At 33.8% G+C, this 14,584-nt stretch carries 14 protein-coding genes and 2 pseudogenes; 14 read left to right on the forward strand and 2 right to left on the reverse strand.

What is annotated here, in order from left to right; all coding sequences use genetic code 11:
- Positions 1-99, reverse strand: a pseudogene (locus tag T434_RS08120) (IS3 family transposase); the annotation flags it as partial.
- Positions 100-115: 16 nt separating this feature from the next.
- On the opposite strand from T434_RS08120, the gene T434_RS08125 reads away from it, so the two are divergent.
- The 3 genes from T434_RS08125 (at position 116) to T434_RS0105795 (ending at position 1,380) form a co-directional block, all read left to right on the forward strand.
- On the forward strand, positions 116-211 hold the full coding sequence (locus T434_RS08125) for a helix-turn-helix domain-containing protein (RefSeq protein ID WP_483756942.1): 96 nt from the start codon (positions 116-118) through the stop codon (positions 209-211).
- A 428-nt stretch (positions 212-639) separates the two neighbouring features.
- Positions 640-849 (forward strand): hypothetical protein, encoded by a 210-nt coding sequence (locus tag T434_RS07960; RefSeq protein WP_162150785.1) that lies wholly within the window; start codon positions 640-642, stop codon positions 847-849.
- Between the two features lie 9 nt (positions 850-858).
- Positions 859-1,380, forward strand: a complete 522-nt coding sequence (locus T434_RS0105795) for a DUF6933 domain-containing protein (protein ID WP_026400274.1) — start codon at positions 859-861, stop codon at positions 1,378-1,380.
- 142 nt (positions 1,381-1,522) lie between these two features.
- On the opposite strand, the gene T434_RS0105800 is transcribed toward T434_RS0105795, so the two are convergent.
- The gene (locus tag T434_RS0105800) at positions 1,523-2,548 is read right to left on the reverse strand and encodes a LacI family DNA-binding transcriptional regulator (protein ID WP_026400275.1); all 1,026 of its coding nucleotides are present in this window, start codon (positions 2,546-2,548) and stop codon (positions 1,523-1,525) included.
- A gap of 133 nt (positions 2,549-2,681) precedes the next feature.
- On the opposite strand from T434_RS0105800, the gene T434_RS0105805 reads away from it, so the two are divergent.
- The 11 genes and pseudogenes from T434_RS0105805 to T434_RS07245 all read left to right on the forward strand — a co-directional run bounded on the left by T434_RS0105805 (position 2,682) and on the right by T434_RS07245 (position 14,529).
- A complete protein-coding gene (locus T434_RS0105805) occupies positions 2,682-3,617 on the forward strand; it encodes an ABC transporter permease (protein ID WP_026400276.1) in 936 nt (311 codons plus the stop codon).
- Positions 3,611-4,510 (forward strand): carbohydrate ABC transporter permease, encoded by a 900-nt coding sequence (locus T434_RS0105810; protein WP_026400277.1) that lies wholly within the window; start codon positions 3,611-3,613, stop codon positions 4,508-4,510. Before T434_RS0105805 ends, T434_RS0105810 begins: the two co-directional genes overlap by 7 nt.
- Positions 4,511-4,518: 8 nt before the next feature.
- Positions 4,519-6,246 carry a type 2 periplasmic-binding domain-containing protein gene (locus T434_RS0105815; protein WP_162150786.1) on the forward strand — a complete coding sequence of 576 codons (1,728 nt, stop codon included), beginning with the start codon at positions 4,519-4,521 and terminating at the stop codon, positions 6,244-6,246.
- A complete protein-coding gene (locus T434_RS07965) occupies positions 6,243-6,806 on the forward strand; it encodes a hypothetical protein (protein ID WP_162150787.1) in 564 nt (187 codons plus the stop codon). The genes T434_RS0105815 and T434_RS07965 overlap by 4 nt, the downstream gene beginning before the upstream one ends.
- Complete coding sequence (locus T434_RS0105825) at positions 6,803-8,530, forward strand: carbohydrate binding domain-containing protein (protein WP_026400280.1); 1,728 nt, start codon at positions 6,803-6,805, stop codon at positions 8,528-8,530. The genes T434_RS07965 and T434_RS0105825 overlap by 4 nt, the downstream gene beginning before the upstream one ends.
- Positions 8,531-8,593: 63 nt before the next feature.
- On the forward strand, positions 8,594-8,854 hold the full coding sequence (locus T434_RS0105830; protein ID WP_026400281.1) for a hypothetical protein: 261 nt from the start codon (positions 8,594-8,596) through the stop codon (positions 8,852-8,854).
- Positions 8,855-9,249: 395 nt separating this feature from the next.
- A pseudogene (locus tag T434_RS08035) lies at positions 9,250-10,158 on the forward strand (glycoside hydrolase family 32 protein); the annotation flags it as partial.
- Complete coding sequence (locus T434_RS08040; RefSeq protein WP_281172693.1) at positions 10,144-10,656, forward strand: GH32 C-terminal domain-containing protein; 513 nt, start codon at positions 10,144-10,146, stop codon at positions 10,654-10,656. The pseudogene T434_RS08035 and the gene T434_RS08040, both read left to right, overlap by 15 nt.
- 10 nt (positions 10,657-10,666) lie before the next feature.
- A complete protein-coding gene (locus T434_RS07235; RefSeq protein ID WP_051614492.1) occupies positions 10,667-12,061 on the forward strand; it encodes a glycoside hydrolase family 32 protein in 1,395 nt (464 codons plus the stop codon).
- A 1-nt stretch (position 12,062) separates the two neighbouring features.
- Positions 12,063-13,562: a glycoside hydrolase family protein gene (locus tag T434_RS07575; RefSeq protein ID WP_026400282.1), complete on the forward strand. Its 1,500-nt coding sequence runs from the start codon at positions 12,063-12,065 to the stop codon at positions 13,560-13,562.
- 7 nt (positions 13,563-13,569) lie between these two features.
- A complete protein-coding gene (locus tag T434_RS07245) occupies positions 13,570-14,529 on the forward strand; it encodes a carbohydrate kinase family protein (protein WP_035358554.1) in 960 nt (319 codons plus the stop codon).
- Positions 14,530-14,584 lie beyond the last annotated feature (55 nt).

The following is a 14,584-nucleotide window of genomic DNA, read 5'->3' on the forward strand; positions in this document are numbered from 1 at the left end:
AATGCCTTTTTGTTTTACGTTTTGTTGAAATGCGTCCGATGTGTATACAGATCCCTGATCACTATGAAGTATACAGTCATCCGTTACGGTTGGTAATTGTACGATAGAAGATCTGATTAAATATTTGAACTTATCAGAACGAACAATTAGACAAAGATTAAGTGAGTTTAATGATGAATATATAAGTTCAAAAGGTAATATTTTAGACTGAAAAAATAAGGAAAACCTCTAACATAATGCATTTTGGAAAATAGGAGGTAAATCCCTATCTGCATAATACTGCAGAAAGGTCTTATATATAGATGTTGCTTCCAACACGCTGACGCATCGTTTGTAGGATAGGGCTTGAAAGCCTGCCCTATCCCAAAAAAATGCATCAACGTCAGCACTACCTTTCTTCATAAAAAATTAAAAAGTGGTTAACTATTACAGCTTTTTTGGTAGTTCTTAAGTAAATGTTATTTTGTTCTTCATACACCTACTTTGGTATAATAACGGTAGATGAAAATGTCGAGGTGACTTATAAAAGAGATACTGATTACAAAATCTAATAAGAAAGAATATGCTAGAGCATTCGTTTCATGGATGGAGAAAAATTATCCTAATATATAAAGACCAGATATAATTGGCTCTAATCTTATGTATAGTATCAATAGGGATTGTGGGTTTTCTATTAATGACTTAATCAATCAAAAGACAACACTTGATATATATCGGGATAAATATGAAGCATATTTTGAAACGATTAATAGGAAATCACCAAAAGGACATGCGAATGTTCATAGATGGAATGCACAATATTTCATTGAATTTATTAATGATGTCTATTTGAACATTCAAAAAGTATAGGGGATAATCATGCACATACAATGCACAAAAACAATGCTAGATTATATCAAAACAGAACTAACTGAACATAACACCGATAATGACATGTATGCTTGGCATGCTCACTTTTTAAAAAGAAGCGGGAAGAATCTACTTGTAATCATGCATGACCTATCAAGATTCACGGTTGTCTTCTATGGATTAAAGAAAAGTCACATTAAAAAATTCTATCCAATGATTAGTGTTGGTGTAATGAACGCTATGATGGATGCTGGTATACCATTAGAAGCGATGGGAGCTTATATGCAAAGACAACCACAAGCACTATCATTTAACAAAACCAAAAACAGAACTTTGGTTGACAGATTAAATAAAGCAGTAGAAATGGCAGATCATATATTAGGCACTGATGGATACCACGCGGACTCCATTGAACAAAGACATGCAAGTTTATTTTGTAATCAGTTAATGGTTTGTGAAGATAATTATAAAGTTTGTTATCATCCAGCTGATAAATTAAAAGGGTATTTAGAATTATTTTTGTATAGTTAATGAGTGGAAAGTAATTTAACCTAAAAGAAGTGAACCGTTTAATAAATTTTACAGTTCACTTCTCTTTTTATATATGAATAGAGCATGGAATCGATAAGTGTTTAAACTAAACACTTGTATTGTTTTGAAATAATATAAAGTATTAAAGATTTGTTAGTCTTGTTGACTCTCTAAGAATGATCTCTGTTTTAAAATAAATCATTCTAGGTGGTGTAGATGGTCTTTTAATCCTATCAATCAACATGTAGAGTGCCTCTTGACCTAATAACTCTTTATCGACGTTTACAGTCGTGATAGTAGGACTATAAATACTGGATTCAATGATATTATCAAACCCTACCACTTGTATATTTTTTGGTATACTCAGACCCATTTTTTTAAGTGCTTTACAAACATTGATTGCTATAGAATCATTTGCACAAATGATCACTTGTGGCATCATATGTAAACTATTGATCTTTTTGGCTAACCAAGATAAATCGCCAAATGGGGAATCATCTGGTAAGATAAGTTGTTGAGATAAATCCATGCGATGTGGAATATCAGCGATGGCGTCTCTTAAGCCTAAGAAACGTTCGTAAAAACCTTGACAGTGTTTGTAGTCACCACAGTACACAATACGGTTTATGCCTTTAGCGATAAATGCTTTAGAGATTTTATAGATAGGGTCTCTACTTTCCATTAAGATGGCATCGAAGTTACCATGCATCTCTTTTAGACCAAGGGCTGCATCAATGAAAATGATGGGTGTTTTTAAATTGAGAAACTTCTTTAAAAAAACCTCATCATATAATTCTATACCAATGACACCATCAATACTTAGATTGGTCATATAATTTTGAAGTTGTTCAAAGGATGTATGGGAATTTAGGGTATATTGAAAAAAGTCTATGTTTAGATTGGTTACTAAGTTTTCAACTCCACGCATCATAGATATGAAGAAGTCTAAATTTGATAATGGCTGTCCAGATAAAAGTAGTAGTTTAAGTTTAGTTGTCTCTTTTTTCTGATATAGAGAAAAACCCTTATAACCGAGTTCAATGGCTTTATTTATGACCCGCTCTCTGGTGTTATCGGGTACGGGCTTATTATTTATAACTTTAGATACTGTGTTTCTAGATAATCCTAGTTCATCCGCTATTTGTTGAATGGATGCTTTTTCTTTCATATAATCACCACATATAGTATAATACGCAAATGCACATTTGTAAAGCGTTTACATTTACATTTGCACATTATTTGTTTAAATGTTGACATTTTATATAGCGGGCTATAAAATAAATGTAAAAACGGAGGATACCATGACAGAATCAATAAAAAAAAATAAAAAACAAGGGTATAAACAATCTGGCATAAGGCGTAATTGGCAATTGGTTGTCATGATATCGGGGGCAATCTTATTTACCTTTGTATTCGCTTATATACCAATGTATGGCATACTAATTGCTTTTCAAGAGTATAACCCAGCTTTAGGTATTGCTAAATCACCTTATATTGGATTTGACAACTTTATTAGGTTTTTTCAAAGTTATCAGTTTGAAAGTTTAATGACAAACACTTTCTTACTCAGTTTCCTTGGCTTTATTATAGGATTTCCACTACCGATTATCATCGCTTTATTATTAAATACGCTACGTAGTACACGTCTAAAAGGTTTTTTTCAAACAATTTTTAATGCCCCACACTTTATATCTGTAGTGGTTTTAGTTGGTATGATATTTTTATTCTTTGGTGAATATGGATTGATCAATTCCCTAGTTATAGCATTTGGTGGTGAACGTATATCGTTCTTATTAGAGGCATCCTGGTTTAGACCACTATTTATTGGTTCAGGTAACTGGCAAGAAACTGGTTGGTCATCTATTATCTACCTAGCGGCATTAGCTGGAGTGGATCCGCAGCTACATGAAGCTGCAAAGATAGATGGTGCAAGTCGATTCAAACGAATCATTCATATTGACTTTCCCTCAATCTTCCCAACTATTTCAATTATTTTAATTTTATCAATCGGTAATTTATTATCTGTAGGATATGAAAAAGTATTACTTATGCAAACAGGGACAAACCTAACTACATCTGAAATTATATCAACCTATGTTTATAAGATTGGGTTAACTGGATTAAGTGAACCTGGATATGCTGCAGCGATTGGACTTTTTAATTCACTAATCAATGTTATATTATTGATTATTGCAAACTATAGTGCAAAACGTTTCTCGGAGAATAGTTTATGGTAAAACGTAGAAAAAAAATTAATATGGAATCAAAAGGCGATAAATATTTCCGTATTGGTGTAATTATCTTAATGATATCATTCGCCATCATTATTGCATATCCTCTATGGTTCATGGTAATTGCATCCATATCAAGTCCGGATGCAGTATTAAATGGGGAAGTATGGTTATGGCCGGATACCATTGACCTCTCAGGATATGTCAAAATATTTAACGACCCACTAATATGGATAGGTTATAGGAATACGATTCTATATACGCTAGTTGGGACTACGCTAAGTATCGTCTTAACAATACCTGCAGGCTATGCCCTCTCTAGACCGAATTTACCTTACCGAAAATACTTCATGTGGTTTTTCATCATTACAATGTTTTTCGGTGGTGGGCTAATTCCTTTCTACTTTTTAGTTTCAAGTTTGGGTATGATTGATACATTCTGGGCATTAATTATTCCACAAGGCTTAAGTGTTTGGAATATGTTTATGGTTAAAGCGTATTATGAATCCAATGTATCATCGGAACTCATTGAAGCAGCTGAAATGGATGGAGCAAGCCAATTAAGAACATTTTGGTCAATTATATTGCCAATATCAAAACCAATTATCGCAGTTATGATTTTGTTCTATGCAGTAGGTAAATGGAACTCCTACTTTGATGCAATGGTATTTATTAGAAACGAGAATTTATATCCGCTTCAAATAGTTCTAAGAAATATCTTAATTGTAAATGATAATAGTTCAGGTGGTATCACCGGTGAAGATATTTACGAAAGACTTAAACTAGCAAATCAAATTAAGTATGGGGTAATTATTGTTTCAAGTTTACCAATCATCATGATTTACCCACTTGTACAAAGATTTTTCAAAGAAGGTTTCCTTGTTGGAAGCTTCAAATAGGAGGACATATGAAAAAAATATTTAGTTTTATCACATTAACATTAATCGTGTTGGTGTTAACTGCTTGTAATAACCAAGCAAGTGGTCCAACCAAAACCTTAGAAGAACTAGGGTATAACCCAAATGGTTTACCAATCGTAACTGAGACGGTAGAGTATACAATTATTTCTCCAAAAAATGCATTAGCACTTGATTATAACCAAATGGATATCTTCACAAAAATGTTTGAAGATACCAACGTTAAAATCAATTGGATTAATTTATCTGAAGAAACATTCTCTACAACTAAACATATGATTATCCAAGATACAAGAAACCTACCTGATGCAATGTATCATGCAGGATTTACGGATAGAGATATTATTCAATATTCAGCGGCAGGTACAATCATTGCTTTAGATAACTATTTAGATAATATGCCAAACTTTAAACGTATCTTAGAGGCACGTCCTGATATTAAAAAAGTTGTTACAGCACCAGATGGTCATATTTATGCACTACCTCGTGTTGAAGAAATGGGCTTATTACAACATCCAAATATCTTATTCATCAATAAAGATTGGGTGAAGATATTGTCTGATCAAAATAAGATTATATTAAATGGGCAACCAATTACTGTATCTATTGAAGGTGGTAATTTAGAAGATACATCGACAAATGAAAATATTATTTTAAAACCACTTACCATAAAGGTAAATAACCAAATCGTAAATGGTTTTACATTAGAACAATATGAAGCTATCTTAAGAGCGATGAAAACAAACGCAAGTTTACTTACCAGTGCAAATCTGATTCCATTAACTTTTAGATATGGTGGATGGCAAGGTAATCAATCTGATTTATATGCAGCATTTGGTGTACCTGAAAATATTGATCATATGACAATTATGAATGATCAAGTGACATTTACAGCTGTTATGGATCAATATAAGCAAGCAACCAACTTCTTTGCACGTTGGATTAAAGACGGTTTAATTGAAAAAGATGTATTCACTCAAAGTGAATTTGATTTACTTGCTAAAGGAAAAGGCACTAGCCCAAGACTAGGTTCATTCTATTGGTGGGAAAAAGAAACAGTGATTAAACCAGAATGGCAAGATCAATATGTGGCATTACCACCATTAATTGGTCCGAATGGTAATCAAACAATTGGTGTTTCTAATAACCAAGAAATTTCTAAGGGTAACTTTGTTGTATTTTCTAAAGCAAAAAACCCAGAAATATTATTAACATGGATTGATAGATTTTATGATCCAATGATTTCTGCACAAATCAATTATGGACCAATCGGCATTACTTATGAAGAAGAGTTAAATAGTGAAGGCATGCTTGTACAAAAACCAATACCAGAGGGTATGACAGCAGATGAGTTAAGATTAAAACATGCACCAATGGGCATTATTTACTTATCTGATGAGCAGTGGAAAGAAACACTTGTCATGGAATACCGTGCACGATTAAGATTAGAACTACTGGATGTCTATATCAAACCATATATTATGGAAAATGTTAAACAGTATCCAAACGTAAGCTTTACACTATCTGAAATTAATATAATAAACCGCTATGGTACGGATATATATTCATATGTTTATCAGTCTACGACTGGTTGGCTTTTAAAAGGTGGTGTATCAGATTCAGAATGGAATAACTATGTAAACAAACTAAACCAAATGAAGTTAACTGAAATGATCAATGCTTATCAAAGTGCATATGATCGATACAAACAATCGTGAAACTCTATATTAGAATCGGTAATTACATTTTTGATTATATTGTTTTAAGTTTAATACTCTTTGTCTTAGGTTTTTTAGTTGTACCCATTTATATTGGTTTTGTGATGGTGGTAGCATATTTTCATAACGACACTTTTAAATATATGTTTAAAGTTGTTAAGGAAAACATAAAACTATTAATTATCCTAACACTCATCTCACTATTTTTAGGTTTAATGATGTTGCTTGTATCGCAAATAAATGATACAGACATATTAAGAATATTTAATAATTTTGTATTAGTCGTATTGGCTTTAAGTATCATGTCTCTTTTGTTTTACCCACCAATGATCTTGATTCAAATGCGAGTGAACTTTAAAGAGTTGATTCAAAACACACTATATCTGTCATTAAGATACATTAAAGAAACATTATTTATGATCTTACTAACAAGTATTGTGATTTACATGTCAATTTATGCAATCTGGGGCTTACTATTAGTCGTGCCTTGGATACAATCAATCAGCTATATTTCAAATCAAGTTTTATTAAAAGAAAAGGATAAAAGGAGAAACATATGAAAAAGTTTTTAATTGGTTTAACTTTGTTGGCGACACTTCTAGTTTTAGTTGCTTGTGTTGGTAATGAAGAAACCAGAACTAAACCTGTGATTACAGGCTTAGCACAAACCGCTGAAATCACAGAGGGTGAATCTATCAATATTTTAGAAGGGGTTACTGCGATGGCACATGGGGATGTAGATATTACAGATAAAATCGTAATCACAGTCGACCCATCTACTGCAACAGTTGTCGGTGGCGTTGTAACACCACAAGAACCAGGTTCTTATCTAGTTACTTTAACCGCTACAGATCCGAAAGATACTACTCTAAAAACGACTGCAACACTATTTTTAAAAGTACTAGAAAATACTGTAGTTGAAGAAGTAAGTAGAGTAACTTATGATTTCAATAGTATTTCTGAAACAGCTTTTAAGGGCTTTGTCTCAAAAGAATTTGGTGAAGAAGTTGATGCTTTAACAGTTGAAAATGGTGAATTAATCTATACACCAATTACATCTGGTAATGGTGATGGTGATAATCAAATATTTACACTATTAAACTTAACAGCTGGGACAACCTATACCATTAGTCTAGAAGCAAAAGCTACTAGAAATTTAACTGGGGTTGCGTTTGTTATAAACGGTAAGACACCAGGTACATGGGATCCATATGCAGGTATGTGGGAACAAGAAGTAACTACAGAATATAGAACATTCACACACACATTCGCAGTGGACGAAGATAATGAAGCAGCTGAACTCATGTTAAATGTAGGCGGACAAGGAGATGCTGATTATAGTGTTCATATAAGCAAATTAACAATTGTTGCAAACTCAAATCCACAAACAGAAACATTAGTATTCACAGACATCACTTCAGCAGGTGACGGTTGGGTATATGTTAATGATGCTGGCCAATCTACTGCATCTGTTGTAGAAGGTAAGGCAGTTATTAATATCACAGATCCAGTTGCAAGTATTTGGGAACAAAAACTATTCCATGAACCAATCCAACTTGAGGCAAATAAAGTGTATAAACTATCTTACACAATCCATGCAACTGAACAAATCAGATATGAATTCATCGCAAGAACTAAATCACAACAATCCGATGGACGTGATGAAAACTATATTTGGTCTGGTCCAAATTTAGCTAAAGATGAAACAAGAGTTGTTACACATACATTTACAACAAATGAAATAGATATTAATGACTTTGATATGTTCTTCCAATTAGGTGGTCAATCATTAGCAACAGTAATCACAATCAGTGATGTAAATTTAGTATCTTATGATGGATTCTCAGAAGACGTAATACGTTTTACTGGCTTGCCTGAAGGCTTTGCAAGCTTTGAAAATTCACCTGCTGAAGCTAATCTATATGTCGATACTGAAACTGGAAACCTAGTGTATGATGTAGCAGTCTTTGGTGACACTGACTGGTATAATAAAGTATTTTTAGAAGATATTTTATTCAAAGATGGTTCTAAGTACAGAGTAGAATTTGTTGCGAAAGCTTCAAAGACCATTCAAGGCTTCTTCGCTATTAACCCAATGGGTCAATGGAATCCAAAAGTAACGGCAATGTTTGAATTAACAACAACTGCTCAAACATTCTCATATGAAACACCAAACCTACAATCGTTTGATGAAACAATCGAATTATTGTTCCAATTTGGATCATTTAATACAGGTGAAGCTGTCATTTATATCGACTCAATCACAATTATCGAATTAGCATAAATTATAACTTGTCATAGGGAAGTCAACAGTATGACTTCCCTTACTGACAATTAAGGAGTAAAAATGAAGAAAATAAGGCTATTAATTATCCTAAGTTTTATGGGTTTAATCACTGCATGTACCTCTCAGAAATCAATCATTGAGAAAGACCCTTATACTTTCTTAAATGGGGATTTCGAATTGGGTTCGCTTGAGGGTTGGGAAACCACAGGTAGTGCATTTAGTGATTCAAATATATCCTTTCAAAAGAGAGATGAAAATCAGCTTGAGTATCGCCAACAAGGCATCTACTTCTACTTTGGTGGAAAAGGTAATTTAGGATAATTAACAGGCACAATGACATCCAGTCCTTTTGTCTTAAAAGGCAATGGTATTGTTATGTTTTTAGTCGGTGGTGGGGCTGACCCAACCCTTACCTATATCAGCTTTATCAATAGTAAGGGTGAAGAACTTATTAGAGTCGGGAACGAAAACTTTAATGGTACCGACAAATGTTTAGAATGACCGTTGATTTAAGTGACTATTTAGGTGAAACCATCAGAGTAAAAGTAACAGATTTGGATTTAATGAATGATGGCTTTAATTACATCAATGTCGATGATTTCATCATTAATTTTCAAGGTCCTTATGACGTTAGTCCAAATATCTTAAAGGCTAATGACTATATTGAAGCAAATGAATCCAAAATGAACACTAGATACCGTTTAACGTACCACGCGATGAGCCGTTATAACTGGGCAAATGATCCAAATGGTGTCATTTGGTATAATAACCAGTTTCACCTCTTTTATCAACATAAACCGTATGCAGCTAACTGGGGTCCAATGCACTGGGGACACCAAGTCTCAACAGACTTCATTAAGTAGACTCATTTACCAGTTGCTCTAGCACCAGATAAAACCTACGATAAAGACTTAGGTGCCTTCTCAGGTACAGCAATCTAAAAAGACGGTAACTTATAACTTATGTATACAGCTGTTTCAAATGGTTTACAACAACAAGCGATTGCGTATTCAACAGATGGTGGTATCACGTTCCAAAAGGACCGACATAACCCTGTTATAACAACGCTAGATTTACCAAGTAATGCAAATAGTTCTGATTTCAGAGACCCTAAGGTCTTCAAACATGAAGACATGTATTATGTCATCATTGGTGGTAAAACAAATGGGGTTGGGCAGTTACTGCTGTATAAAAGTATTGACCTAACCTACTTTGAATATGTCGGTGAATTGCTAAACAACAATAACCCGGATGAAGCAGGTTATTATAGACTCACTGGTGGTATTTATGAATGTCCTGATTTCTTTATCTTAGATGGTAAGCGAATCTTAATCGCATCACCAATGCGATTACCAAAAGATGGCCATGATTATGAGAACCTTCATTCAGTTGTGTATATGACCGGTAATTTAGATTATGAAACCGGAGCGTTCACTCAAGATGGTTTTCAAGAATTGGATGGTGGGTTTGACTTCTATGCCGCACAAGTAGCCAAACACCCAGATGGTAGAACCATCATGATTGCTTGGATGCAAATGTGGGATAGAACCATGCCAACCCAAGTCGATGGTTGGGCTGGCGCATTTACATTACCAAGAGAATTATCTTATGTGAATGGGCACTTGTATCAAGCACCCGTTAGAGAAATCAAAAATTACCGTGAAAACCATATAACCGAATCAAATGTTCACTTGGTATCTAACATGCCTACAAGTATAGATGGTGTCAGTGGTAATAAGATTGAACTAGAACTCGAGATTGATTTAGGTACATCTAATACTGTATCAATTGACTTACTAAAGGGTAGTGAAAACTCTACTCGAATCACCTATGATAAATCCGCTTCAGCCTTGATTTTTGACAGGAGTCAATCCGGTAGACAAATCCGTGGTCAAGAAGCAAACTTAAACACTAGAACCACTACCATAGAACCCGTTAATAACAAACTGAAACTACATATCTTTATCGATGTGTCTTCGGTAGAAATATTTGTTAACGATGGGTATAAAACATTAACGTCCGTTGTATTCCCAAATAGCGACGATTTAGACATTACGTTTATGGCAACTGGTGGCAATGCCTTAATCACAACACTAAATAAATACGACATCATTGTCAAGTAAGGATGAGATTATGAATTTTACAACTTTAAAAGCGAATCAATATATAAAAGAAAACAAGGATAAAGTAAATCCTAAACACAGGCATCTATTTCATTTAATGCCTGAAGTGGGTTGGATGAACGATCCAAATGGGTTTATTTTCTACCAAGGATACTATCATTTATTTTATCAATTTTATCCATATGAAACAAAATGGGGACCAATGCACTGGGGTCATGCTAGAACAAAGGATTTTGTTCATTTTGAGCATTTACCAGTTGCACTTGCACCGGATTTAGATCATGAAGATGGGTGTTTCTCAGGTGGTTCAGCAGTAATAGATGATAAGTTAATTTTAATGTACACATCACATTATCATCAAGCTTATCAACTTCAAGAGCAAAGTATTGCAATATCAACAGATGGCATTACATTTGAAAAATATTTAAACAAACCAGTGATTACCATTAAAGATTTACCAGTTGATGCATCAATAGTTGATTTTAGAGACCCGAATCCGGTGATTATAGATGGTAAGACATTTGTCTTAATTGGATCATCTACATTGGATAAAAAGGGTCAAATACTAGTGTATACGACAAATGACTTTAAGACATTTACTTACTTAAATGCGATTAAACATCCACTATTTGGTGAGATAGCAGAATGTCCAGACTTATTTGAACTAGATGGGAAGCACGTCTTACTCTTTTCTGCGACAAACTTAAAACAAACAAACGGACGTTTTAAAAATGTAAATAGTTCACTTTATGCAACAGGTGTATTTAATAGTGAGACTGGTGAATTCTTGTTTGAACATGTTGATGAGATAGATGCAGGTCATCACTTTTATGCACCTCAAACAGCACTTGGTCCAAATAATCAAAGGATTGCTATAGCATGGATGCAAATGTGGGGTAAAGATTACTACACCGCAATGAATCATCACGGTTGGGTAGGTGCACTCACATTACCAAGACAACTTCATGTAGTTGAAAATAAGTTATATCAAAGTGCCTCGCATCTAGAACACCTTAAGACTGTAAGAGCGTTTGAAGTTTCAAGTTTAGTTCAAACTACATCTAAACACTTTCATCTAAATGGTACAATTAAAGTAGATAAACCAGTGATTATTCAAATTGGAGATCATGATAATTTCATTTTACTTTCATTGAATCAAAATGAAATTTCATTAGATACAAGTAGTACTAAGTTATATCCACTTGAAAAGAGATTTGTTACACATAACTTAGAAGATATCACATTTGATTTAGTTATGGATAATTCATCACTTGAATTATTCATTAAAGGGTTGGATAAAACAATAACAACACTCGTTTATTTTGATGAAGAAAGTTTAAACATCAGATTAGTTGAAGGTGATGATAAACTAAACAATATAGTCCTTAAGGAGTTGAGTTTATAAAATGAAAAAGATACTAATTTTGATAAGTTTTTTAATGATTGTATTATTAACTGCTTGTCAAGATAAACCTAGTTATGAGGTTGTTGATCAAGAAAATATGACCATATTTACAAAACCGACAAATGGTAACATTGGCGATGTGATGCCTTTTTACCACAACAATACGTGGCACTTCTTTTACCTACATGATTCTGCCCCAAAACCAGGATTTCATCCTTGGTATCATATGTCAACAACCGATTTCACATCGTTTACAGACCATGGTGAAGTCATCCCTGTTATTCATGATATTGAAAGTCAGGAACTAGCCTTAGGGACAGGTTCAGTCATTGAAAAAGACGGTACATTTTATGCTTTTTACACAGCACATAACGGTAGATTAGTGCCTAAAGAAATGATCATGTTATCTACGTCTACTGATTTAGAGACCTGGGAAAAACAAAGTTTGGTCATCGACCCTAGAACATATGGGTTTGATTCATATGACTTTAGAGACCCACATGTGGTCTATATCCCTGAAAAAGACACTTACTACATGCTTTTTACAACTAGATACCTTGGTAAAGGTGCGATTGGGTATTTAGTATCAGATGACCTATTAACCTGGGAAAAAGTATCTAATGGAATCTTCTTCTTAAATAACGCAACAACCGGAACAGACTCTGTTGACTCAAACTTAGAATGTCCTACTTTATGGTATTTTAATGGGTATTGGTATATGACATTTTCTGACCAATGGCCAACTAGACAAACACACTACTTATATAAACAAAACTTTGATGATGAGTGGATTAAACCTTTAGTGCATACATTTGATAGTGCTGGGTTATATGCAGGAAAAGTTGCACATAGTGAAGACAGAATGATACTTGGTGGTTGGGTTTCACATGACTTTAACCGTTCAAATGAGTTTGGTTGGGGTGGAAACTTCATCTCTCATGAACTAAAACAACGTTCAAATGGCACTTTGTATGTAGATTTAGTCAAGGAAATTAAAGAGAAAATCTCACACCCACAAGTCTTAGAAATAACGGATACTAACATTAAATCTTCTTTAAAACAAATCCAATTCTTCAATGACAATCAATATCAATATGTCTTGTTTAATGAATTAGATGGTATTAGTATCATTGAAGGCTACTTAGACATTAAATCAATTGGTGGGTATTTCGGTTTATTTTTTGATTACCGAGAAGGCGAAGCTTCTTACCATTATGACTTTAACTTGGGTAATAAGAGTCTCTCATTTTACCGTAGCGATTACACAAAAAGAGATCTAGTCAATCGCTATACAAAAACAGACTTTTACAACTCAAGTAATCAGCTCAAATTCACATTATTATTTGAAGAATCTATAGATGCGGATGGGTCAATTGTCACTTTATACATTGAGAATCAACTAGCCCACACGGCTAGAATGTTTAGAGTTGAAGCATCAAACTTTGGCTTTTATGGTTTAAATAGTGAAGTGACCATTTCTAATTTAAAGAAATATAAATAGGTGTAATATGAAACATATCGTATGTATGGGTGAACTTTTAATCGATTTCATCCCGAATGAAAAAGGTTTAAAACTAAAAGATGTTACAGGATTTACAAAGTATCCAGGTGGTGCACCTGCAAATGTGTGTGTCGCAGCTAAAAAATCTGGTGTCAATGCTTATTTTCTTGGTCAAGTTGGCGCAGATGCCTTTGGCGATTTCTTAATTGATACGTTAAAAAATGAACAGATTGATACCCGTTTTATTCAACAAACAGAAAAGGCCAAAACAGCTTTAGCTTATGTTAGTTTGACTAAAGAAGGCGAACGAGACTTTATGTTTTATCGTGATCCTTCTGCTGATCAGCTTTATAAATCAAGCCAAGTACCAACTAATATTCTTAAAAGTAGTATCTTCCATTTTTGCTCAGTGAGTCTATGTCCATATCCAATCAAGAATGCCCATTTAAAAGCAATCCAATATACTAAAAAGCATAACGGATTCGTTAGCTTTGACCCTAACTTAAGGTTATCACTATGGCGTGACCATGAAGCGTATAAAAAGGTTATTAATGAGTTTATACCTTTATCTGACTTGTTAAAGATTTCAAACGATGAACTTGAGTTTATCACTGGTGAAACATCACCAGAAAAGGCTTTATCTAAGCTCTTTATTGGTGATGTGAAGTATATCATTATAACAAGTGGAAAAGATGGTTCAACGCTTTATTTTAAAGATTTGTCTTGTATCAAGGTGGGTGGCTTTAAAGTAACCCCGATAGATACAACCGGTGCTGGTGATGTGTTTATTGGTAGTTTCTTAGCTGAGATGGCAAAAAAAGACTTATCATTTGATCATGAATCTGTCAAAGAAGCTTTGAAAACAGCCAATGCGAAAGCTGCTTTAACTACCACAAAGTATGGTGGTATATCTGCAATTCCAAGTGAAGCTGACTATTTAAGTTTCATTCATTCTCAATCAAAGTAAAAAATAGAAAAAGAACAACCGGCACTGACCCATAGAAATGGAACTTAATAAAAAA

Source organism: Acholeplasma equifetale ATCC 29724 (assembly GCF_000687735.1).
Classification (GTDB): domain Bacteria; phylum Bacillota_I; class Bacilli_A; order Acholeplasmatales; family Acholeplasmataceae; genus Acholeplasma; species Acholeplasma equifetale.